This is a genomic window from Duganella sp. LjRoot269, assembly GCF_964254095.1.
GTDB classification, from domain to species: Bacteria; Pseudomonadota; Gammaproteobacteria; order Burkholderiales; family Burkholderiaceae_D; genus Rugamonas; species Rugamonas hordei.
In genome coordinates this window covers 5,818,855-5,841,647 of record NZ_CAXUSL020000001.1, presented here as the reverse complement: position 1 = coordinate 5,841,647, position 22,793 = coordinate 5,818,855, and the positions used below count along the sequence as shown (strand labels likewise).

Here is a 22,793-nt window from a genome sequence, read left to right as displayed (position 1 = left end):
GCTCGGCGCCCCCAGCCTCCACGCGGCTCAGCCCGCATTCCCTCGAATATTTTATGGAGCAGCATCATGACACTATCGTATCCCTCGCTGGCCGAAATCCGCGACACCGCCCACCGCCTGCAAGGCAAAATCCTCGAGACGCCCGTGTGGCGCTGGCAGACCGGCGTCATCGAGCAGCAGTTTGCCGCCGGCGAGGTGTGGCTCAAGCTGGAACTGTTCCAGAAGACCGGCACCTTCAAGCTGCGCGGCGCCCTCAATTGCGTCGAAGCGCTGGACGCCGAGGAGCTGCGTCGTGGCATCGTCGCCGTCAGCGCCGGCAACCACGCGATCGCCGCCGCCTACGCCGCCCGGCTGGCGGGGTGTAGCGCCAAGGTCGTCATGCCGCGCCACGCCAGTCCGGCCCGCATCGCGGCCTGCCGTGAACTGGGGGCCGAGGTGCTGCTGATGCCCGACGTGCACCAGGCGTTTGCGCGCGGCCGCGAGATCGAGCGCGACGAGGCGCGCACCATGCTGCATCCCTACGACGGCCCGCGCACCGCGCAAGGCACCGGCACGATAGGGCTGGAGCTGATGGCCCAGGTGCCGCAGCTGGAGGCGGTGGTGGTGCCGGTGGGCGGCGGCGGCATGTGCGCCGGCATCGCCGCCGCCGTCAAACAGATCAACCCGGTCTGCGCGGTGTATGGCGTCGAGCCGTTCGGCGCGGACGCGCTGTATCGCAGCTTCGCCTCGGGCGTGCCGGAAGCGCTGGAACGGGTCGACACCGTGGCCGACAGCCTCGGCGCGCCGTACGCGATGGCCTACAGCTTCGGCGTGTGCCGCCGCTTCGTCAACGAAGTGGTGCGGGTGACGGACGACGAGATCTGCCTGGCGATGTTGCATTTGTTCCGCGACGCCAAGCTGGTGGCCGAGCCGGCCGCCGCCGTGGCGACGGCCGCCTTGCTCGGGCCGCTGCGCGAGCGGCTGGCGGGCAAGCGCGTGGCGCTGCTGGTGTGCGGCTCGAACATCGATCCGCTGCGCTTTGCCGAGCTGCTGGCGCGCGGCGCCCGGGTGCGCGGCGACGGCCTTGATGCAGCCGTGGATGGTTTTTGCGCAGGCAGCGTACAATGAGGCCTTCATTGCTGTAATCATTGAGCCATATGTTGAAAGTCGATCTGCACTGCCACTCCAACGTTTCCGACGGCGTCCTCGCGCCGGCCGCGGTCGCGCAGCATGCGCGCAAGGCCGGCGTGGACGTCTGGGCGTTGACCGACCACGACGAAGTGGGCGGCATTGCCGCCGCCCGCGCCGCCGCGGAGGAGCAGGGCATGCGCTTCGTGACCGGGGTCGAGATCTCGATCACCTGGGCCAACGAGACGGTGCACATCGTCGGCTTGCAGATCGACGAAAACAATGCCGGCCTGGTCGGCGGCCTGGCCCGCACCCGCTCCGGCCGCGACAACCGCGGCCACGAGATCGCCGCACAGCTGGCCAAGGTCGGCATCGACGGCGCCTACGAGGGCGCGCTGAAATATGTCGGCAATCCCGACCTGATGTCGCGCACGCACTTCGCGCGCTACCTGGTCGAAATCGGCGCCTGCGCCAATATTCCCGAAGTGTTCAAGAAATACCTGTCCGAAGGCAAGCCTGGCTATGTGCCGCATTGCTGGGCGTCGCTGGCCGATTCCGTCAACTGGATACGCGGCGCCGGCGGCATCGCCGTGATCGCCCATCCGGGCCGCTACAAATTCAGCCCGACCGCGCAGGGCGCGCTGTTCGACGAGTTCAAGCAGCTGGGCGGCACGGCGATCGAAGTGGTCACCGGCAGCCATACGCCGGACCAGTATGCCGAGTACGCGCAGCTGGCCAACAGCTACGGCTTCCTGGCCTCGCGCGGCACCGACTTCCATGCGCCGGGCGAGTCGCGGGTGGACTTTGCGCTGCTGCCGCCGCTGCCGGCCAACGTCAAACCGGTGTGGCACGACTGGTTCTGACACGGTAAATTGCTGTATCGATTACCGTCGGCAAGTAATATCTTGTATCTTGATTTTGTGTTCCCGTGGTCATACCTTATGATTTGGGCAATTTGTCCGCACCCGGAGAACCAACAATGAAACGCATCATCCTGTTTATCGCCACCAACCTCGCTGTGATGCTGGTGTTGTCGATCGTCCTGTCGCTGTTGGGCATCGGCCGTCCCGGCTCGGGCAGCACGCTGCAACTGGGCAGCCTGCTGGCGTTCTCGCTGGTGGTCGGTTTTACTGGCGCGATATTTTCGCTGCTGATCAGCAAGCCTATGGCCAAGTGGTCGACCGGCGCGCGCGTGATCGCGTCGCCGTCGTCGTCGACCGAGTTGTGGCTGGTCAATACCGTCAAGGCGCTGTCCGAGCGCGCCGGCATCGCCATGCCGGAAGTGGCCGTGTACGACGGCGAACCGAATGCCTTCGCCACCGGCGCCTTCAAGAACTCCGCGCTGGTCGCCGTCTCGACCGGCCTGCTGCAAAACATGAACCGCGACGAAGTGGAGGCCGTGCTGGGCCACGAGGTCGCCCACATCGCCAACGGCGACATGGTGACCATGACGCTGATCCAGGGGGTGATGAATACCTTCGTCGTGTTCCTGGCGCGCGTGGTCGGCTTCTTTGTCGACAACGTGCTGCTGAAGAATAACGACAGCGAGCGCCGCGGTCCCGGCATCGGCTACATGGTGACGGTGTTCGTCTGCGAAATCATCTTCGGCGTGGCCGCGTCGCTGATCGTGGCCTGGTTCTCGCGCCAGCGCGAATTCCGCGCCGACGCCGGTTCCGCCAAGCTGCTGGGCAGCTCGGTGCCGATGCAGCACGCGCTGGCGCGCCTGAACGGCATGGAGCCGGGCGCCTTGCCGCAATCGATCGCGGCCTCGGGCATCACCAGCGGCGGCGGCTGGGGCGCGCTGTTTTCCACCCACCCGCCGTTCGAGCAGCGTATTGCCGCCTTGCGTAGCGTACAATCCTGATCATTAATAACAGCGGCGAGGGCAGCAGCGGCCCCGCCAGCAATATATGAGTCAATTTTTTCAGGTCCATCCCGTCAATCCGCAGTCGCGCCTGATCAAGCAGGCGGCGCAGATCGTGCATGACGGCGGCATCGTCGCCGTGCCGACGGACTCCTGCTACGCGCTGGTCTGCCACCTGGACGACAAGAGCGCGGTCGAACGGCTGCGGCGGATACGCGGCATCGACGAAAAACATCACCTGACCCTGCTGTGCCGCGACCTCAGCGAGATCGGCGTGTATGCGCGGGTCGACAATCGCCAGTTCCGCCTGCTCAAGGCGGCCACGCCGGGCCCGTTCACTTTTATCCTCGAAGCGACCAAGTGCGTGCCGCGCCGGCTCAGCCACCCGTCGCGCAAGACCATCGGCCTGCGGGTGCCGGAAGACGCCATCGTGCATGCCTTGCTGGAAGAGCTGCAGCAGCCGCTGCTGGGCACGACCCTGATCATGCCGGGCGAGGAAGACGCGCTGAACGACGCCGACGCCATCTGCGAGCGGCTGGGCAAGCAGATCGAGCTGATCATCGACGGCGGCGCCTGCAGTATGGAGCCGACCACGGTGATCGACCTCAGCGGTGCCGGCGCCGAACTGGTGCGGCAGGGCAGGGGCGACGCCGCCATGTTCGGTCTGTAAGCCAGGCCTAAGACCGGGCTGTCAATGTCGGTCTGGCAATCGGGCAAGTGCGCCGGCCCTTGACGGCGTAGCAAGAGCACTTTGTGGCCTCTGGTAAAATCCCCTTCATGAACGACACTGATAGCATTATCCAGACCATCACGGTCTACGTGATCCCTGTTCTTTTTGCAATTTCCCTGCATGAAGCCGCACACGGATACGTCGCCCGCTATTTCGGCGACCCCACCGCAGCCAACGAAGGCCGCCTGAGCCTCAATCCGCTGCGCCATATCGACCCCTTCGGCACGGTGATCCTGCCGTTGATCCTGAGCCTGCTGCATCTGCCGGCGCTGGGCTACGCCAAGCCGGTGCCGGTCGATTACGGCCGCCTGCGCAATCCGAAGAAGCAGATGGCACTGGTGGCCGCGGCAGGTCCGGCGGCCAACTTCCTCATGGGCCTGGCCTGGATGGCGCTGTGGGTGGTGCTGACCTACGCGCTGGGCGTGCCGCAGGATGATTTCTTCATCGAAATGTCCAAGGCCGGCATCGGCGTCAATTCGGCCATGTGCGTGTTCAACCTGATTCCATTGCCGCCGCTGGATGGCGGCCGCATCGTCACCGGCATCCTGCCGATGGCGCTGGCGCGTAAGTACGCGCAGATCGAACGCTACGGCGCGGTCGTGTTCATCGGCCTGATCCTGATGATGCAGTTCGGCATGTTGACCGGCTTCCTGATCGGCGGCATGCATATTCTGCAGAGCATCTTCCACGTGCTGCTGTTCCCCCTTATTTTCATTTTTAGCTGAGCCGACTATGTATCCCGATCGTGTTGTATCCGGCATGCGTCCGACTGGTTCCATGCACCTGGGTCATTACCACGGTGCCTTGAAGAACTGGATCAAGATGCAGTCCGAGCTGCCGTGCCTGTTCTTCGTGGCCGACTGGCACGCGCTGACCACGCATTACGACGACCCCAGCGTGATCGAGCGCAGCACCTGGGAAATGTTGATCGACTGGCTGGCCGCCGGCATCGATCCGTCGCAATCGACCCTGTTCATCCAGTCGCGCGTGCCCGAGCATGCCGAGCTGCACCTGCTGCTGTCGATGGCCACGCCGCTGGGGTGGCTGGAGCGCGTGCCCACCTACAAGGACCAGATCGAAAACCTGGCCAGCAAGGACCTGGCCACCTACGGCTTCCTCGGCTACCCGCTGCTGCAGGCGGCCGACGTGCTGATCTACCGCGCCAGCCAGGTGCCGGTGGGCGACGATCAGGTACCGCATATCGAGATGATGCGCGAAATTGCGCGGCGTTTTAATCACTTGTACGGCAAGGAAAAAGGCTTCGAGGAAAAGGCGCAGGAAGCGGTCAAGAAGCTGGGCAGCAAGCGCGCCAAGCTCTACAACGAACTGCGCACCGAATACCAGCAGGACGGCAAGGAAGAGGCGCTGGAACAGGCCAAGGCCATGCTGGACGACGCCCAGAGCCTGTCGATGGGCGACCGCGAGCGCCTGTTCGGCTATCTGGAAGGCAGCCGCAAGCTGATCCTGGTCGAGCCGCAGGCCCGCCTGACCGTCGCGTCGCGCCTGCCGGGCCTCGATGGCCGCAAGATGTCCAAGAGCTACGGCAACGCCATCGCGCTGCGCGAGGACAAGGAATCCGTCAGCAAGAAGGTCAAGACCATGCCGACCGATCCGGCCCGCGTGCGCCGCACCGATGCCGGCGACCCGGCCCGTTGCCCGGTCTGGCAGTTCCATCAGGTGTATTCCGACAACGCCACCCAGGAATGGGTGGTAAAAGGATGTAAATCCGCCGGCATCGGCTGCATCGAATGCAAGCAGCCGGTGATCGACGCCATCATCAAGGAACAGGAACCGATGCACGAGCGCGCCCAGCAGTACCTGGACGATCCGTCGCTGGTGCGCGCCATCGTTGCCGACGGCAATGACGCGGCCCGCAAGCTGGCGCTGGAAACCATGCGCGACGTGCGCGAAGCCATGGGCCTGGCATACACATGAGCGGCGGCATGAGTGACACCGTCTCCCCCTGGGTGCGCCGCTACGCCCCGCTGATCCCCGGCGGCGAGGTGCTGGACCTGGCGTGCGGCAGCGGCCGTCATTCGCGCCACCTGGCCGCGCTGGGCCATGCCGTGGTCGCGGTCGACCGCGACAACGAGGCGCTGGCCGCCGCGGCCGGGCCGGAAATCACCACCACCGAAATTGATCTGGAGCAGGAGGGCGCCGCCTGGCCATTCGGGCCTGAGCGATTTGCCGGCATCGTGGTCACAAACTATCTGCATCGTCCGCTAATTGCGGACATGCTGGCCAGCCTGGCGCCGAACGGCGTGCTGCTGTACGAAACCTTCGCGGACGGCAACGCGCAGTTCGGCAAACCGTCGAATCCGGCATTTTTGCTGCAGCCCGGCGAACTGCTGGAATGGGCGCGCACCCACGGTTTGCGGGTGGTGGCCTTCGAGGATGGCGTCACCGACACGCCAAAAGCTGCCATGGTGCAACGTCTATGCGCCGTGAAGCCCGATTTTCCCCGCGTGGCGGCCCTTTTGCCGCCATTTTGATGGCCGATATGTCATCCGGAATGCACCATATCCGCAGCCTATCGTCTACAATCGTTGTTTTAATACTTTATGCAGTGGTTTCCTATGATTAAGGGCAGCATAGTAGCAATCGTCACCCCGATGAACGCAGACGGTAGTCTGGACTTCGAGGGCTTGAACCAGCTGATCGACTGGCACATCGCCGAAGGTACGGACAGCATCGTCATCGCCGGCACCACCGGCGAATCGGCCACCGTGAGCGTGGAAGAGCACTGCGCGCTGATCAAGGCTACCGTTGCCCACGCCAAGGGCCGGATCCCGATCATCGCCGGCGCCGGCGCCAACTCGACCGCCGAGGCGATCAAGCTGACCCGTTTCGCCAAGGAAGCGGGCGCGGACGCCACGCTGCAAGTGGTTCCTTACTACAACCGTCCTACCCAGGAAGGCATGTACCAGCACTTCAAGGCCATCGCCGAGGCGGTGGACCTGCCGGTGATCCTGTACAACGTACCGGGCCGTACCGTTGCCGACATGAGCAACGAGACCATCCTGCGCCTGGCCGCGATCCCCAACATCATCGGCGTCAAGGATGCGACCGGCAACATCGGCCGCGGCTACGACCTGCTGCGCCTGGCGCCGAAGTCGTTCGCCGTGTATTCGGGCGACGATCCGACCGCGATGGCATTGATGCTGGGCGGCGGCGCCGGCAACATCTCCGTCACCGCCAACGTCGCCCCGCGCGACATGGCCGACATGTGCCGCGCGGCGATCGCCGGCGATATCGCCAAGGCGGTGGAATTGAATAACAAGATGTTCCCGCTGCACCAGAAACTGTTCATCGAGCCGAATCCGGTGCCGGTCAAATGGGCGCTGGCGGAAATGGGCAAAATGCCGGCCGGCATACGCCTGCCGCTGGTGCCGCTGGCGGCCGAATGCCACGAAGCGGTACGCGCGGCCCTGCGAGAAGCCGGCGTACTGTAAAACCTTAGCAACAAGCCCCGACTTCGGTTCGGTTCATTCCTGATTTGCGCTTCTTAAACAGTAACGACATGACTATTCGCAAGACAGCTTCTATTTCCTCGCAACGCGCCCTGGTAGTTGGCGCATTGATGGCCAGTTTGACCGGTTGCGGCATGATCGGCTCGGTAGTCGGTAACGACAAGGTGGACTACAAGTCCGCCAAGAAGGCCAGCACGCTGGACGTGCCGCCGGATCTGACGCAGTTGCAGAAAGATAACCGCTATTCGCTGCCGGACTCGAACAACGGTGTCGCCACCGCTTCCGGCTACAACGCTTCCAAGGGCATCGCCACCGGTCCCGCCGCCATCATGCCAGGCACGCCAGCCGCCGGCACGGTCGCACCGACCTCGCTGAGCGACATCAAGGTCGAGCGCGACGGCAACCAGCGCTGGCTGGTCATCAAGCAGACGCCCGAGCAACTGTGGCCGCAGCTGAAGCAGTTCTGGGAAGATTCGGGTTTCGTGCTGGCGCAGGACAATCCGACCGCAGGCACCATGGAAACCGAGTGGAATGAAAACCGCGCGAAGATCCCGCAAGACTTCATCCGCAACACCATCGGCAAGGTCTTCGATTCCGTCTATTCGAGCGGCGAGCGCGACAAGTTCCGCACCCGCATCGAGCGTCGCGGCGACGGCGCCAGCGAGATCTACATCAGCCATCGCGGCGCGCAGGAAGTCGTCACCGGCGCGCAGAAGGAAAGCACCGTCTGGACCCCGCGTCCCAACGATCCGGGCCTGGAGGCCGAGTTCCTGGCGCGCCTGATGACCAAGCTGGGCAACGGCGCGGAAGTGGCGCAAGCCAAGACTGCCGTCGAATCGGCCATCGTGCAGCCGCAGCACGCGTCGCTGGTCGGCTCGGGCGCCGAGCGCGCCGTGCAGGTCGACGAAGGCTTCGACCGCGCCTGGCGCCGTGTCGGCCTGGCGCTGGACCGCGCCGGCTTCACCGTGGAAGACCGCGACCGCACCCAGGGCACTTATTTCGTTCGCTACGTCGACGATGTGACCGAGACCAAGGGCTTCTTCAGCAAGCTGTTCAGCTGGGGCTCGTCGTCGGAAGCCGATAAGGAAGCGCAGCGCTATCGCATCTCGGTGAAAGCCGGTGCGGGCAATAGCAGCACCGTGACCGTATTGAGCAATGCCGGCAAACAGGAAGCGACGCCGGTCAGCGATAAGATCCTGACCCTGCTGCACGAGCAATTGAAGTAATCGTAGAAGTATAAAAAAAACCGGCTTTAAGCCGGTTTTTTTATGCCTGTATTTAATCGCAGACAAATCTCCAGGCGAAAAAAAACCGGCCCGAAGGCCGGCTTTTTTCCGCTAGCTGATTACTTCGAAGCAGCTGGAGCAGCAGCAGCCGAAGCGGCTGGAGCAGCGGCAGCGTCCGAAGCAGCAGGAGCAGCAGCGGCAGGAGCAGCAGCGTCAGCAGCTGGTGCTGGTGCTGGAGCAGCAGCTGGAGCAGCTTCTGGAGCAGCTACTGGAGCTGGAGCAGCAGGAGCTTCTTCTTTTTTGGAGCAAGCAGCCAGAGCAACAGCCAGCAGGGAAACGATCAGCAGGGATTTTTTCATGGGTTTTCCTTAAAATTCAAAATTAAACACAATTGTTGCGATTAATAATTACCGGTAATTATCGCTCATTAGGTCGTCTTCGAAGGCTTTCGTACCTGGAAATGGTGCCTGCCAGACAACGGAAACTTCCTAACCGAATATTATAGCGATTTTTAGTGCGTCGCAATAGGACAAACAGTCGTTCCCACAACTATTTTGCGATATCGCAACATTTAACTTTCGACTTCCTTTTAGGGAAATCGTGCCTAATTACCAGTGTTCGCATCGAACACACGCATTTTACCCGGAACTGGCTCACAATCCAGTTGAGTTTGCATACAAACCGGGGCTGGATTCTAACCAAATTGTAATAAAACGTTCCGAACTGGTCTGGACATCGGCCGGCGAGTCGAAAACCGCTTCACCCCGGAAATGTTCAGCATGAAAACGGCGCACGATATCGCGCTGGTCGGCGATGCAGAAGGAATCCGTCAATTGCCGCAGGTTCTGGCTGGTGCGGCGCACTTCCAGCAAATGGCCGTAGTCCTTCAGCAGGCGCAGGAAGCGGGGCGCGTCGCGCTCCATGTGGCGGCCGTCGTGCGCCACCAGCTGCAGGCGTCCGCCGTTCTGGAAGAAGCGGCGCAGCAGGGCGTCGGTGGCGCTGCTGCCCAGTTCCCAGATGGCGAAGTCCGGATCGAACATCTCCAGCGTATGCTCGGCCCGGCCGAGGCAGTTGGACAGGTGCTGGGCGAATTCCGCCCGCGTCGTGAAGGGAAATGCCTGCCTGTCCATATTGCCTCCTTGTTTAGTCCAAACCCTTTAGCCCAGCTCGATCCAGCCGTCCTGGTACCAGGTGTAGAGCGCGTCCATGACGTCGTCCGACGCCTGCGCCATCTCCGCGCCGGCCAGCGCGCGGTTGTTGGCCAGCAGTTCGAGGGTGATCTTGTCGGCGCGGCTGACGCCGAACGATTCGCCGTTGATGAAGACATTTTTGCCGCGGTACAGCATCTGCGTCTTGCGCGACAGCACCAGGCCTTTTTTCGCGGCCGCCTCGGCGAACTTGCCGACCGTCAGCGGCTTGGCCGGGCCGGTGAAGAACACATTGTGCTTGGGCTCGGACATGTACTCGCCGAAGAAGATGGTGATGTCTTCCTCGGTGAAGCGCACCTTGTTCAATTCCTCGGCCAGCGAGCTCAGCATGTGACGCGGGATCTCGGCCGGCTTGGCGGTCGCCTCCAGTTCCGGATCGGCGTAGCGGCCCGGCAGGTCGATCGAGTCGGCCATGAACTGCAGGAAGGCTTCGCCCAGCTCCTGGTACGACGGCGAACGGAAGCCGATCGAATAGGTCTGGCAATCGCCGATGGCGACGCCGTCGTGCGCGTAGTGCGGCGGCAGGTACAGCATGTCGCCCGGATTGAGCACGAACTCCTCGTTCGGCTTGAAGTTGGCCAGGATCTTCAGCGGCAGGCCCTCGACCAGGCTCAGGTCCTTTTGCGGGCCGATCTTCCAGCGGCGCTGTCCCTGCGCCTGCAGCAGGAACACGTCGTAGGAATCGAAGTGCGGACCGACGCCGCCGCCGTCGGTGGCGAAGCTGACCATCAGGTCGTCCAGGCGGGCATCGGGGATGAAGCGGAACTGGCGCAGCAGCGCGTCGGCCTTGGCGTCGAACAGGTTGACGCCCTGGACCAGCATGGTCCAGCCCTTCTGCGTCATCGGCGGCAGGCTTTCCAGCGGGCCGTGCTGCATGTTCCACTCGCCGTCGACCGAGGTGATCAGGCGCGATTCGGCGTGGTTGGTGGCGGCCAGCTTGGTCAGCGCCTCCATGCTCAGCAGCGGTTTGAAGCCGGGGATGGCGTTACGGATCAGCAGAGGCTTCTTGTGCCAGTAGTCGCGCAGGAACTGCGCCGGCGTGATGTCGCCGAGGAGAGGTAATTTTTTCATACCGCATTATAACCATCCGCCGCAGCAATTGCCGGGCCGGCGGCGGCCCGGGCGGCGATCCAAGGTATAATCGCGGGGCTTATATACAGAAAGGAATTAGAAATGAAGATTGCCAAGAACACGGTCGTGACTGTGAATTACAAGCTGTCCGATGCCCAGGACAATCTGATCGAAGACGGCCGTCAGCCCATGGTCTACCTGCACGGTGGCTACGAGAACACCCTGCCAAAAATCGAAGAAGAACTGGACGGCAAGGAAGTCGGCTATTCGTCCATTATCCAGATCGAACCGGAAGACGCGTTCGGCGACTACGACGCCGCGTTGGTCAAGGTCGAGCCGCGCAACCGCCTGCCGGAACCGCTGGAAGTCGGCATGCAGTTCGAAGGCATGCCGGATGGCGACGATGGCGAAGAGGCGATGATCTTCACCGTCACCGATATCGCCGACGACAAGGTCGTCCTGGACGGCAACCATCCGCTGGCCGGCATGGCGCTGCGTTTCTCGCTGAGCGTTGCCGAAGTGCGCGAAGCGTCGGATGAGGAAATCGCCCACGGCCACGTGCACGGCGCCCACGGCCACCACCACGGTGACGAGGACGACGAAGGCGAAGACGGCGACCACGTCGCCATCCACCCGATTCACTAAGTCCTAGTGCGTCAAGGCGTCGTTTCGGCGCCGCCGCCCTTCAATGCAAAGAGGGTGGTGGTGCCCGGAGCGACGCGCACCTCGGCCCATTCGGCGGCCAGGCTCAGATGTCCCACATTGCCGCGCCAGTTGATGGTGGCCTCGGTCCCGGCGGACGCGCCGCCCTGGGTATCGATCAGCAGCACCTTCCCTTTGAATTTTTCCGCCATCGCCCGTATCTGCCGGCGCGGTTCGGCGAAGCCATCCTGCTTCGATTGAAAACTCGGCAGCAGCGAAAAGCCTTCCTCCGCCTGCACGCCGACGTCGCCGTCCGAGAACAGCACCAGCCCTTGCAGCTTCTGCCGCTCGGCCAGCGTGAACAGGCGGTGCAGCCAGGCGCGGTTGGCCACCAGGCGGTCCTCGTACTCGCTGTTGCGGCCGGCCTCGGGGCGGAAGTGGTTGTTATTTGCCGGCAGGTTGATGGTGGCGAACAGCACCTTGCCGTGCTCCCAGTGCGCGTTCTCGGCGTAGCTGCGGAACTTGGCGGTGGACGACAGCCGCGTGAGCGGCATGCGCTTCGCGCCCAGCGATTCGGCGTCGGCGTAGAACAGTTCGCGCAGGCGGTTCAGGCGTTCGATGGCGTTCGAGCGGCCGGCGGAATTGAGGCAGCCGCTCCAGTCGCTGCCGGCCAGCGACACGATCATCGGCGGCGGCGACTCGTCCAGCAGCGCGCGGCGCTGGGCGTACAACTTGTCGCTGCAAGGCTCGCTGACGGACTTGATGCCGGTGGCGACGATGAAGGCCGGATTGACCTGCGCCGCGTCGGCGATGGCGCGCTTGAGCACCGCTTCATCCGGAGCGTTCTTGAACGAGTGGCCGATCACGCCGAAGCGGAAGCCGGCGGTCGGCGGTGCCGCCTGTGCAAACAGCGCCGCCGACGCGACGATCGCGCCGAGCAGCATGCGGCGGGTGCAGCGCAGACGCATCATGCCTGCGCCGTCTCCGTCAGGCGCTTGAGCTGATACAGGCGCTCCAGCGCTTCGCGCGGCGTCAGCGCATCGGGATCCAGCTCGTCCAGCGCATCGAGCAGCTCGCGCATGGCGGGGCTGGCGGCGGCCGGCGCGGCGGCGATCTCCTCGTCGTCGGCATCGGCCACCGGCGCGGCGAACAGGTCCAGCTGCGGACGGGCGTCCAGCGCCTGCGATTCCAGCCGCGCCAGATGCTTGCGCGCGGCCTTGATCACCGGCTGCGGCACGCCGGCCAGCTGCGCCACCTGCAAGCCGTAGCTCTGCGAGGCGGGGCCGTCCTGCACCGCGTGCAGGAACACGATGCTGTCCTTGTGCTCCACCGCCGACAGGTGCACGTTGTGGGCGGTCGGATGGCTGTCCGGCAGCTGCGTCAGTTCGAAGTAGTGGGTGGCGAACAGCGAGAAGCTGCGGCTGGTGTCGATCAGGTGGCGCGCGATCGCCCACGCCAGCGCCAGGCCGTCGAAGGTCGACGTGCCGCGGCCGATTTCATCCATCAGCACCAGCGAATGCTCAGTGGCGCCGTTGAGGATGGCCGCCGCCTCGGTCATCTCGACCATGAAGGTGGAACGGCCGCCTGCCAGGTCGTCGGTCGCGCCGATGCGGGTGAAGATGCGGTCGATAGGACCGATCACCGCGCTCGTCGCCGGCACGTAGCTGCCCATGTAGGCCAGCAGCGTGATCAGCGCCACCTGGCGCATGAAGGTCGATTTACCGCCCATGTTCGGGCCGGTGATCAGCAGCAGCCGGCGCTCGTCGACGAAGCGGCAGTCGTTGGCGATGAAGCGCTCGATCTGGTTTTCCACCACCGGATGGCGGCCCTCGGCGATGTTGATGCAGGGCGTGTCGACCAGCTGCGGCGCGCACCAGTTGTGGCGCAGCGCGTGGTCGGTCAGCGAGACCAGCGCGTCCAGTTGCGCCAGCGCTTTCGAGATGGTCTGCAGGCAGCCGATGAACGGCGCCAGGTCGCCCAGCAGCTGGTCGTACAGCATCTTCTCGCGCGCCAGCGCCTTGTCCTGCGCCGACAGCGCCTTGTCCTCGAAGGCCTTCAGCTCCGGCGTGATGTAACGCTCGGCGTTCTTCAGCGTCTGGCGGCGGCGGTAGTCGTCCGGCACCTTGGTGGTCTGGCCGTGCGTGACTTCGATGTAGAAGCCGTGCACCTTGTTGTACTCCACGCGCAGGTTGGCGATGCCGGTGCGGGCCCGTTCGCGCGTCTCCAGGTCGACCAGGAACTGGCCGGCGTTTTCCGACAGCGCGCGCAGCTCGTCGAGCTCCGCGTCGAAGCCGCGCGCGAACACGCCGCCGTCGCGCACCATCGCGGCCGGCTCCTGCATCACGGCGCGCTGCAGCAGGTCGAGGCAGGCTTCCGGCGTGGCGATGTCGGCGTGGATGGCGTTCAGCAGGCCGTCGGCGTCGGTCAGCGCGGCCTGCAGGCCGCGGCGCAGCGCCGGCAGTTGCTGCACGCCGTCGCGCAGGCTGGCCAGGTCGCGTGGACGCGCCGACAGCAGCGCGATGCGGGTGGTGATGCGTTCGATATCCGGCACCTGGGCCAGCGTGTGCGACAGCGAGCCGGTGGCGTCGGCCTGGCCCAGCGCGGCGATGGCCTGGTGGCGCGAGCGGGCGATGCCCTGGTCGCGGCGCGCATGGTGCAGCCAGTGGCGCAGCAGGCGCGAACCCATCGCCGTGCGGCAGTGGTCCAGCAGCGAAAACAATGTCGGCGATTCCTGGCCGCGGATGGTCTCGGTCAGTTCCAGGTTGCGGCGGGTGGCGGCGTCGAGGCCGATGAATTCGTTCTCGGTTTCGGTGGCCAGCGTGCGCACGTGCTGCAGGCCGCGTCCCTGCGTGGACTGGGCGTAGCGCAGCAGCGCGCCGGCCGCGCCGAACGCGGCGCCCAGGCCGTCGGCGCCGAAGCCGGTCAGGGTGGCCACGCTCAGCTGATCGAGCAGCGCCTTGTGGCCGCTGACGACGTCGAAGTGCCAGTCGGGCACCCGGTTGACGTGGCAGGGAATGGTTTCCTCGAACAGGTCGGCGTTATCGCCGCGCAGCACCTCGGCCGGTGCGATGCGCTCCAGCTCCTGCTGCATGCGCGCCTGCACGGTGCGGCTGTCGCCGGAGAACTCCATCAGCTTCAGCGCGCCGCTGGCCAGCGACAGCCACGCCAGGCCGGCGGTGGCGACCTTGCGCTGGCTGATGATGCACATCGCCAGCAGCGGACGTTCGGCCTTCTCCGGCAGCAGGTCGGCGTCGGTCAAGGTACCCGGCGTGACCACGCGCATCACCTTGCGTTCGACCGGGCCCTTGCTGGTGGCCGGATCGCCGATCTGCTCGCAGATCGCGCAGGACTCGCCGATCTTGACCAGCTTGGCCAGGTAGCCCTCGAGCGAATGGAACGGCACGCCGCACATCTTGATCGGCTGGCCGTTCGAGCTGCCGCGCGCCGTCAGCGTGATGTTCAACACGCGCGCCGCTTTTTCCGCATCCGAATGGAACAGCTCATAGAAGTCGCCCATGCGGTAGAACACCAGCATGTCCGGGTACTCCGCCTTGATGGCGAGGTACTGCTGCATCATCGGCGTGACTTTTTCGGTAGGACTGTTCTTGACGGCTGCGGCGTTGATTTCGTTCGGGACGGTGGTCATTGGTTCTTTTTCGGCGATGCATGAGTCGGTTTTGCGGCGGCTCAACCGGCCACCGCGCTGAACCCGTCATTTTACCGCGTTCGGCTGTGCCACTGGAGAATTTGCAAAGGGCGGGTGCGGATCTGGATTGGTGCCTGCGATGCACCAGCATGTATCCCTGTCGGGCACTACCGTCGCCGGTCCTGCGCGGCCATGCTTCGTCGCGCAAAATTGCCTGGGCTCGCAAAGCGGCGGCCGATAGTGCGATCCGGCAGAGCGTATTATTATTGTAGGAACGTTTTGGACGGGTGATATTTGCAGTAGAAAACACTTCGTAACCAATTTTATAGGATGACTTGATATGACATTGCGCCATCGCCAATCACCGCTGGTGTTATTTGTCGCATTCCCCCGAATGGGGCTGCTGGACCTGACCGGCCCCCAGTCGGCATTTTGGGTCGCATCGAAGAATATGGTGAAGCGTGGCGCGCCCGGTTACGACCGGCATACCGTCAGCTTGCACGGCGGACTGATTCAAACAGCGGAAGGGGTGGGCATAGACACCCGGCCATTCAGCGATTTCGCGGGCAGCGAGATCGACACGATAGTGGTCCCGGGGGCACCGTATGTCTTGGCGGCACTGGAGGAAGTCCAGGAAACCGTGGACTGGATACATGTCAATTCCCAATCGGCGCGCCGCACGACCTCGGTTTGCACGGGTGCTTTCCTGCTGGCCCAGGCGGGTTTGCTGCAAGGGAAGCGGGTCGCAACGCACTGGGCCATGTGCGACGAGTTGCAACGGCGCTTTCCCGCGCTGAGCGTGGATCCGGAGGCCATCTTCGTGCAGCAGGGCGCCACCTGGACTTCAGCCGGCGTTACCGCCGGCATCGACCTTGCGCTGGCCCTGATCGAAGCGGATTGTGGCCGGGACATGGCCATGCAGGTTGCCAAGGAGCTGGTGGTTTTCCTGAAGCGCTCAGGGGACCAGGCGCAGCATAGCGAGTTGCTTCGGGCGCAGTCGAAGGATACTGCGGTCTTTGACGAACTGCACCTGTGGCTGTCGGAGAACCTCGGCATGGCTGATCTTTCAGTGAGCGTGCTGGCCGAGCGTGCGTGCATGAGCCCGCGGAACTTCTCCCGCGTGTACAAACAAAAGACCGGCAATGCTCCCTTCAAGGCGCTGGAGTTGTTTCGCCTGGAGGCGGCACGGCGCCTGCTTGAAAACTCGGAGCGGAATCTGGACCAGATCGCCCGCCAGTGCGGCTTTGCCGACGAGGAGCGCATGCGGGTGACTTTCCACCGCAATCTGGGGATTTCGCCGTCGGATTATCGGAAGCGCTATTCGCGCCCTGCCGAAGCTCAATAGGCAAGGGGGTCGACGGCGGCTTGTCCGCCCCCGGGCGTGAAATGCGTAATGCAATGCAGGTCCAGCGCGCGGATATGCAGGGTCATGTAGTCGATGAAGACCCGTATCCGTTGCGGCAGGTGGTGGCGGCTCAGGTAACACACATAGTGGCCGCGATCGTCGGGCGCGTAGGAGGCGAGGCAGGCCACCAGCCGGCCGGCGCGCAGGTGATCGCATATCTGATAGCCCGCCATCTGCGCCAATCCCTCGCCATCGAGCACGGCCTGCAACACCAGGTCGGCGTCGTTGTAACTGCTGCTGGCCTGGGGCAGGAATTTTTTCTCAACCCCGCCCACCTTGAACTGCCAGTCGCAAGTCCGGCCGGAGGCCAGCAGCAGGTTGATGCATCGGTGCTGCGCCAGTTCGCCGACGGTGTGTGGCATGCCGTGCTTCCGAACGTATTCGGGGGATGCGCAAACCAGCATTTGCATGGGTATCAGCTGCTTCGCCACCACCTGGCTGTCATCCATGCGGCCGTTGCGGAATGTCACATCGATCCGGTCGGAGATCAAGTCGGCCTGGCTGTCGTCGAGCAGCAGCTCGACCCTGATCTCCGGATAGCTCTCGCGGAAACCGCGCAACAGCGGTGCCACTATCTTGCGCCCGAAACCCACCGTTGCGCCGAGACGCAGCAAGCCCCTCGGCGCCCCGCTGCGCAGTTCGCGCATTTCTTCAATCGATCGGACGATGCGTTCCACCCCCGGTTTGCAGTTCTCGTAAAACAGCTCGCCTTCGCCCGTCAGCGAGGTGCTGCGGGTGGTGCGTAGAAACAAACGGGTATCGAGTTGCCCCTCCAGTTTTTGCACGCTACGACTGATCGCCGAGCGGCCGATGCCGAGTCGCTCCGCCGCCTTGGCGAAGCTCCCCTCATGGACCACTGCGATGAAGGCGACCACGCCCGCGTAGGTGGTGGCGAAACTCGACGCCAGCGGGTCGATCTCGTGGTTCGGTTGGAGTTGATGAAGTGCCATATATACGCCTAATCACGTTGTCACATACGACCCAACTATATGGGGCAGCGTCTGCGCAAGGTCGGTAGTCAGGGCGGAGTGCCTGCTCAGCGCGATCCTTGTTTCCTGAATGGGATGTTAGGTTCGAACTTACCCGACGTAAATGACAAATATCCCTTTAATTATGACAAGCGCCCACGCGATTGTTGCCTCCCATGAACCATCGTGCGGCCCGCCGCAGGCCTACCGCACTGCCGGGGGCGAGCCTAGAATTTCTTCAGCAATACCGCGCTATCACATCCATCTCGAAAGGCAGGACAATATGAAAATCGTCGTTATCGGAGGCTCCGGCCTCATCGGAAGTAAGCTGGTCAACATTCTCCGCGCACGCGGCCATGAGGTGCTTCCTGCTTCGCCTGCATCCGGCGTCAACACCATCACCGGCGAGGGACTTGCCCGGGCGCTGGCCGGGGCCGACGTGGTGGTGGACGTCGCCAACTCTCCCTCGTTCGAAGACCAGGCGGTGATGGAATTCTTCCAGACTTCCGGCCGCAACCTGCTGGCTGCGGCCGCAGCGGCGGGTGTCCGGCATCACGTCGCGCTGTCTGTCGTCGGCGCCGACCGCCTGCCCGACAGCGGCTACCTGCGCGCGAAAATCGCGCAGGAAGAGCTGATCCGAAAATCGGGCCTGCCTTACACCATCGTCCGTGCGACCCAGTTCCTCGAATTCCTCGGCGGCATAGCCACGGCAGGCTTCGATGGCCAGGTGATACGCCTGTCGTCCGGCTTGATGCAGCCGATCGCTTCGGACGATGTCGCCGCCGCCGTGGCCGACTTTACCCTGGGTGGTCCCATCAATGGCATTGCTGAAATTGCCGGCCCCGAGCGCGAGAGCATGGCCGGCCTGGTGCAGCGCTATCTGAAAAGCACCAATGACGCCCGTCCTGTCGTGGCCGACGCGCACGCACGGTACTTCGGCGCAGAGCTGGCCGAGCTTAGCCTGGTGCCTATCGGTCAGGCGCGTTTGGGCACGATCACGCTCGGGCACTGGCTGAAGACCGCCGGCGCCGTGCACAAATAAGTCGGTCCGGCAGCAGGTCTGCCGGGATGAATGTTGGCCCATGGTGTGGCCCAGACGTAGGAGCTTCCCCCCAATGAAAGAACTGTCCCCGCCACCGACTTCCATGCTGGATAAATACGTCGGTGAGAACTTTAAACCCCTGTACTCGACCAGTGTCAGCGTGACCGGCGGGATCGCATCGCACGGACGGGCTTCGGGCGTAGCCCGCTCGGACGACGGCAGTCTCGACGTCGAGCTGCGACTGCCGAAGGCGCTTGGCGGCCCCGGTGGCGGCACCAATCCCGAGCAATTGTTTGCCGCTGCCTTGGGCGCCTGCTTCCACGGCGCGCTGAACTTGCTGGCAACCAAGGCCAACATCAAGTTCGAAGGCTGCCAGGTCAACGTCTCCGTTTCTTTTGGACGAGACCCGGTGGACGGACTTTATATGCTGGTTGCCGAGGTCACCATTGAAATCCCTGGCGTCCCTGTCCCGGTGGCGGAAGAACTGGTTCGAAATGCGGAACGCGTGTGCCCATACACCAAGATGGCGAGGCACGGCATCATTTGCATCGTCGCCTTGGCCAAGCCGGCGCGGTAGCGCCGGCAGTGGCACTCCCAGGCAATATTTTTCGAAAGAGAAAATCATGAATATCTTTGACAGCGGTCCCGACAACGCAGGCCCGGGGGAGCTCAACCCGCGACGCCAATTCCTGCGCTACATGATGTCCAGCCCACTGCTCGGCAGCGGTGCTGGCCTTGCCACCTTGACGTCGTTGCTGGCGGCCTTGCCGCAGGCTGCCCAGGCGCAGAGCTACGATGTGTTGCGCGCCCAGACCAAAAAAATCGGCGACATTATTGACGCTCCGGAAGATGCGCTCGATGTGTTTGACTTCGAGCCGGCGGCGCGCAAGGCTTTGCCGCCCGCCCATTACGGTTATCTCGCCACCGGCGTCGACGGTGACGCCACACTGCGCGCGAACAGCGAAGACTACGCCAGGATCCGCATCAAGGCGCAACGCCTGGTCGACGCCCGCAAGATAGACACCCGTCTTCAATTGCTGGGCGCCACCTTTGCCAGTCCGATCTATATCTCTCCCATCAGCAGTCAAGGCGCCTTTCATTCAGACGCGGAAGGGGCCGTGGCACGCGCCGCGCGCGCCAGGGGCATGCACATGATCTTGTCCTCGGTGGGCAACACGTCGATTGCCGATGCGAGCAAGGAGCATGGCTCCCCCGTCTGGCTGCAGGTATATCCGACCGATGACTGGAACGTGACGATGGCGTTGATCAGGAAGGCGGAAGCGGCCGGCACGCCCGCGATCGTGCTGACCGTCGACCGCCAGGGCGGGCGCAATACGCAGACGCTGTTCCGTTACCGCCGCCAGGACGACCGGACTTGCATTGCCTGCCATGGCGGCGGCTTCGCCAATGAGGTGTCGCGCAAGCCGAATTTCCAGGGGATCGACGTGTCGAAAGTCACCAACCTGTACGGCACCGGCATGACCTGGGACTTCGTGGCGAAGCTGCGCATGGCCACCAAAATGAAGGTGATACTGAAGGGCATCATGACGGCCGAGGACGCGACAAGAGCGGTCAAGGCCGGCGTCGACGGCATCATCGTTTCCAACCACGGCGGAAGGGCGGAGGAGAGCCTGCAGTCGACGATACGCGCGCTGCCGGATGTGGTGAAGGCGGTCGGCGGCAGCATTCCGGTGCTGGTCGACGGCGGGGTACGGCGCGGCACCGACGTCTACAAGGCTCTCGCGCTGGGCGCGACCGCCGTGGGCATCGGCCGGCCCTATTGCTGGGGCCTGGCGGCCTTCGGCCAGCCGGGCGTCGATGCGGTGCTGGCCATCCTCCAGCGCGAATTCGAAACCATCATGCGGCAAGCCGGAGCGACCACGCTGAAGCAGATTACGGCGGCGTCTGTCATCAGCGACTTTAATCAAGCGTCGCGCTGATCCCGGGAAGCCCTATGCAAACCCTTGCCTTCTCTGCTGAGTTGGTCAGCAAGCGGACGATCCAGGTACATGTGATGCACAAGTGTCCTATCGTCAGCGCGGGCTTGAGCGCCATCCTGTCCATGCAGCCCGACTTCCGCGTCAGCACTGGTCCGTGCAGTGCGTTGTTGCGCGTGGGCGCCTGCGTCGTCGTCGCCGACTACGAATCCGGCATCGCCGTGGCGCGTGAAGGTTGGCGTCATGCCAGCGGGTATTCCGTCCAACCGGTGCTCGCATTGACCTATCAGGTGAAGGCCAGCGCGATCAGGCATGCGATGGAGAGCGGCGTACGCGGCTATGTCATCCAGGGTTGCGATGCCAGCGAGGTGGTCGAGGGCGTACGCATGCTGAGCCGCGGCGATTGCTACCTCAGCCCGATGGCCGGCCGCCTGGAAGCCGAGTGGCTGCGACGAACGCCATTGACCCAGCGCGAGGCGGAGGTCTTGCAGGTGCTGGTGCGCGGAAGTTCCGACAAGGTGATTGCGCGAGGACTCGGGATCGGGGTCGGAACCGTGAAGAGCCATATGAAGCAATTATTCCAGAAACTGGGCGTGTCCACCCGGACCCAGGCCGTCATCAAAGCCATGGATCTTGGGCTGCATGAGCCGCTAGAAAACATGGGGGGCTGGAATATGTAGCGATCGATTGATGCTGATAGGGAACCACTGTGAAGCCTGGCATGGCACTACCGAAGCACGGGCTTCCGCCACTAGACTAGATGGCCAACAACAGGAGAAACACATGTTCAATATTAAGAAATTCGCCGCCGTGTTTTGCACCATGGCTAGTGTGATCGCCACGCAGCACGCGAGCGCCGCCCCGGATGCATTGGTTGCGCCACTGATCGAGAAGCCATTCAAAAACCTGCCCGGCAAAGAGGGGCTGATGCTGCTGGTTGAATATCCGCCGGGCGCCGTCGACCCGGTCCATCGCCATGACGCGCATGGCTTCATCTATGTGCTGGAGGGCTCCATCGTGATGGCCGTAAAAGGCGGGAAGGAACAGACGCTGACGCCCGGCCAGACGTTCTACGAAGGCCCCGGGGACATCCACACGGTGGGCCGCAACGCGAGCGCCACCAAGCCTGCAAAGTTTCTGGTTTTCCTGGTCAAGGACGAGAAAAAGCCGGTGTTGATACCGGTGAAGTGAACGCTGCGGTACCAAGGATTGTTTTCATCTTTTTCATCTTCAATAGGAGCTGTTCATGCGTATTCCTTTCATCGCAACATCTTGCTTGTTGCTTGCCTCCGCCAGCGCTTACGCGGCGGACGTGAAATCCATCTCCCGCCTGGCCGCCGGCCCGGATAACATCCTGTTCGTCGCCGACTGGAAAGCGGCGCGCGTGCACGCCATCACGCTGCCGGCGGCGCCGCAAAAACCGGCCGGAACGGTGTTCAACATACTGGACCTGGAGGAGCGCCTGTCCCGCCAGGTCGGCGGCGCCAAGGTCACCGTCGAGGACATGGTGGTCCGGCCCGGCACCGCCGAGGTGTATGTCGCGATCAGCTACGGCGCCGCGAAAACGCCGGCGCTGATTGCGGTGACCAGCGATAAAAAGACCCGCCGCATCGACCTGAAGGCGGCGCCGTCGACCTCGGTGGCGCTGCGCAACGCACCTACCACGAACTACAGTTTTTGGAAGGAGACGCCCGAGCGCAGTTTCACTGTCACGGACATGAAGTGGCGCAACGGCGAGCTGTTCGTCGCCGGCCTGTCCAATCAGGATTTCGCGTCGACCCTGCGGCGCATCCCGTATCCGTTTGGGGCGCAGCAGTCGGCCACCTCGGTGGAAATCTATCATGCCGGTCACAACCTGATCGAGACACGGGCGCCGATACGGGCGATGAGCTTTGCGACCTGGGGCGGCAAGCCTTACCTCGTGGCCGCCTATACCTGCACGCCGCTGGTGACCATTCCGCTCGACGACCTGAAGGATGGCGCCCACGTCCGCGGCAAGACGGTCGCCGAACTCGGCTACGGCAACACGCCTGCCGACATGATCTCGTACACCAAGACCGAGCAGGGCAAGGCTGAAGATTTTCTTTTGCTGGTCAATTTCAGCCGTGTGGCGAACGTCATCCCCGTGTCGCAACTGGAAAGCGCGGACGCCGGCCCGGGCATCGAAAAGATCGTGCCGTTCGGACAGGTTACCGGTGTGAACGTGGCGCAAGTTCCGCTGGCCGGCACGCTGAGGCTCGACAACCTGGACGAGAAGTCCTTCATCGTCGTGCGCCGGGAGCTTGAGCAAGATGCGCTGCAACTGGTCTCCATGGGGAAGGACTTGAGCTTCCGTCTGTCCGACCACGTCTCGGAGTATGCGTTCCCGGAATACAGCTTCAAGGGCAACGCCTTCCAGATGCAATACGTCAAGCCGCGGCTGGACGTTCTGCTGAAGGAAGAGGGCTTCCCTGACTTCATCAAGGCATCGGAGTAGT

General features: G+C 63.5%; 23 protein-coding genes. 17 read left to right on the top strand and 6 right to left on the bottom strand.

The annotated features are described in order from the left end of the window. Window positions 1–66: 66 nt before the first annotated feature. The 9 genes from ACSQ3S_RS26130 to bamC all read left to right on the top strand — a co-directional run bounded on the left by ACSQ3S_RS26130 (window position 67) and on the right by bamC (window position 8,397). Complete coding sequence (locus tag ACSQ3S_RS26130) at window positions 67–1,107, top strand: threonine ammonia-lyase (RefSeq protein WP_436144231.1); 1,041 nt, start codon at window positions 67–69, stop codon at window positions 1,105–1,107. Window positions 1,108–1,136: 29 nt separating this feature from the next. Beyond that, the gene (locus ACSQ3S_RS26125) at window positions 1,137–1,970 is read left to right on the top strand and encodes a 3',5'-nucleoside bisphosphate phosphatase (protein ID WP_413446333.1); all 834 of its coding nucleotides are present in this window, start codon (window positions 1,137–1,139) and stop codon (window positions 1,968–1,970) included. Window positions 1,971–2,086: 116 nt separating this feature from the next. Further along, complete coding sequence (htpX, locus tag ACSQ3S_RS26120; protein WP_176654326.1) at window positions 2,087–2,971, top strand: protease HtpX; 885 nt, start codon at window positions 2,087–2,089, stop codon at window positions 2,969–2,971. A 46-nt stretch (window positions 2,972–3,017) separates the two neighbouring features. Continuing rightward, entirely contained in the window at window positions 3,018–3,641 is a 624-nt protein-coding gene (locus tag ACSQ3S_RS26115) for an L-threonylcarbamoyladenylate synthase (protein WP_176654327.1), read from the top strand. Between the two features lie 107 nt (window positions 3,642–3,748). Beyond that, complete coding sequence (locus ACSQ3S_RS26110) at window positions 3,749–4,426, top strand: site-2 protease family protein (protein WP_176654328.1); 678 nt, start codon at window positions 3,749–3,751, stop codon at window positions 4,424–4,426. A gap of 7 nt (window positions 4,427–4,433) precedes the next feature. Next, complete coding sequence (locus tag ACSQ3S_RS26105) at window positions 4,434–5,636, top strand: tryptophan--tRNA ligase (protein WP_176654329.1); 1,203 nt, start codon at window positions 4,434–4,436, stop codon at window positions 5,634–5,636. Between the two features lie 8 nt (window positions 5,637–5,644). After that, window positions 5,645–6,193 (top strand): class I SAM-dependent methyltransferase, encoded by a 549-nt coding sequence (locus ACSQ3S_RS26100; protein ID WP_436144230.1) that lies wholly within the window; start codon window positions 5,645–5,647, stop codon window positions 6,191–6,193. An 84-nt stretch (window positions 6,194–6,277) separates the two neighbouring features. After that, window positions 6,278–7,153 (top strand): 4-hydroxy-tetrahydrodipicolinate synthase, encoded by an 876-nt coding sequence (gene dapA / locus ACSQ3S_RS26095; RefSeq protein ID WP_413446331.1) that lies wholly within the window; start codon window positions 6,278–6,280, stop codon window positions 7,151–7,153. A 128-nt stretch (window positions 7,154–7,281) separates the two neighbouring features. Continuing rightward, the gene (bamC, locus tag ACSQ3S_RS26090) at window positions 7,282–8,397 is read left to right on the top strand and encodes an outer membrane protein assembly factor BamC (RefSeq protein ID WP_353404039.1); all 1,116 of its coding nucleotides are present in this window, start codon (window positions 7,282–7,284) and stop codon (window positions 8,395–8,397) included. Between the two features lie 119 nt (window positions 8,398–8,516). Here bamC and ACSQ3S_RS26085 read toward each other — a convergent pair whose 3' ends face one another. The 3 genes from ACSQ3S_RS26085 to ACSQ3S_RS26075 form a co-directional block, all read right to left on the bottom strand. Next, window positions 8,517–8,756, bottom strand: coding sequence for a hypothetical protein (locus tag ACSQ3S_RS26085; protein ID WP_176654333.1), 240 nt, complete (start codon window positions 8,754–8,756; stop codon window positions 8,517–8,519). Window positions 8,757–9,050: 294 nt separating this feature from the next. After that, a complete protein-coding gene (locus ACSQ3S_RS26080) occupies window positions 9,051–9,527 on the bottom strand; it encodes a hypothetical protein (RefSeq protein ID WP_176654334.1) in 477 nt (158 codons plus the stop codon). 27 nt (window positions 9,528–9,554) lie between these two features. Continuing rightward, complete coding sequence (locus tag ACSQ3S_RS26075; protein ID WP_436144229.1) at window positions 9,555–10,676, bottom strand: JmjC domain-containing protein; 1,122 nt, start codon at window positions 10,674–10,676, stop codon at window positions 9,555–9,557. Window positions 10,677–10,778: 102 nt separating this feature from the next. Between ACSQ3S_RS26075 and ACSQ3S_RS26070 the strand changes: the two genes are divergently transcribed. Continuing rightward, complete coding sequence (locus ACSQ3S_RS26070) at window positions 10,779–11,321, top strand: FKBP-type peptidyl-prolyl cis-trans isomerase (RefSeq protein ID WP_176654336.1); 543 nt, start codon at window positions 10,779–10,781, stop codon at window positions 11,319–11,321. 11 nt (window positions 11,322–11,332) lie between these two features. Here ACSQ3S_RS26070 and ACSQ3S_RS26065 read toward each other — a convergent pair whose 3' ends face one another. Both ACSQ3S_RS26065 and mutS read right to left on the bottom strand, forming a co-directional pair. Further along, window positions 11,333–12,286, bottom strand: coding sequence for a hypothetical protein (locus ACSQ3S_RS26065; protein ID WP_436145079.1), 954 nt, complete (start codon window positions 12,284–12,286; stop codon window positions 11,333–11,335). Continuing rightward, a complete protein-coding gene (mutS, locus tag ACSQ3S_RS26060) occupies window positions 12,286–14,964 on the bottom strand; it encodes a DNA mismatch repair protein MutS (protein WP_436144228.1) in 2,679 nt (892 codons plus the stop codon). The genes ACSQ3S_RS26065 and mutS overlap by 1 nt, the downstream gene beginning before the upstream one ends. Window positions 14,965–15,304: 340 nt before the next feature. On the opposite strand from mutS, the gene ACSQ3S_RS26055 reads away from it, so the two are divergent. Further along, window positions 15,305–16,309: a GlxA family transcriptional regulator gene (locus ACSQ3S_RS26055; RefSeq protein WP_436144227.1), complete on the top strand. Its 1,005-nt coding sequence runs from the start codon at window positions 15,305–15,307 to the stop codon at window positions 16,307–16,309. Here the strand turns inward: ACSQ3S_RS26055 and ACSQ3S_RS26050 are convergent. Then, window positions 16,303–17,319 (bottom strand): LysR substrate-binding domain-containing protein, encoded by a 1,017-nt coding sequence (locus tag ACSQ3S_RS26050; RefSeq protein WP_436144226.1) that lies wholly within the window; start codon window positions 17,317–17,319, stop codon window positions 16,303–16,305. The two genes, ACSQ3S_RS26055 and ACSQ3S_RS26050, sit on opposite strands and share 7 nt — an antisense overlap. A 301-nt stretch (window positions 17,320–17,620) precedes the next feature. Here ACSQ3S_RS26050 and ACSQ3S_RS26045 point away from each other — a divergent pair, with 301 nt between their 5' ends. From ACSQ3S_RS26045 to ACSQ3S_RS26020, 6 genes are all read left to right on the top strand, one after another. Beyond that, on the top strand, window positions 17,621–18,379 hold the full coding sequence (locus ACSQ3S_RS26045; RefSeq protein ID WP_176654383.1) for an SDR family oxidoreductase: 759 nt from the start codon (window positions 17,621–17,623) through the stop codon (window positions 18,377–18,379). A gap of 73 nt (window positions 18,380–18,452) precedes the next feature. Beyond that, window positions 18,453–18,956, top strand: coding sequence for an Ohr family peroxiredoxin (locus ACSQ3S_RS26040; protein ID WP_176654384.1), 504 nt, complete (start codon window positions 18,453–18,455; stop codon window positions 18,954–18,956). 121 nt (window positions 18,957–19,077) lie between these two features. Continuing rightward, window positions 19,078–20,319 carry an alpha-hydroxy acid oxidase gene (locus tag ACSQ3S_RS26035; RefSeq protein WP_436144225.1) on the top strand — a complete coding sequence of 414 codons (1,242 nt, stop codon included), beginning with the start codon at window positions 19,078–19,080 and terminating at the stop codon, window positions 20,317–20,319. 14 nt (window positions 20,320–20,333) lie between these two features. Further along, window positions 20,334–20,996 carry a response regulator transcription factor gene (locus tag ACSQ3S_RS26030; RefSeq protein ID WP_436144224.1) on the top strand — a complete coding sequence of 221 codons (663 nt, stop codon included), beginning with the start codon at window positions 20,334–20,336 and terminating at the stop codon, window positions 20,994–20,996. Between the two features lie 142 nt (window positions 20,997–21,138). After that, window positions 21,139–21,507, top strand: coding sequence for a cupin domain-containing protein (locus ACSQ3S_RS26025; protein ID WP_353404096.1), 369 nt, complete (start codon window positions 21,139–21,141; stop codon window positions 21,505–21,507). 121 nt (window positions 21,508–21,628) lie between these two features. Then, on the top strand, window positions 21,629–22,792 hold the full coding sequence (locus ACSQ3S_RS26020; protein WP_413446323.1) for a hypothetical protein: 1,164 nt from the start codon (window positions 21,629–21,631) through the stop codon (window positions 22,790–22,792). Window position 22,793 lies beyond the last annotated feature (1 nt).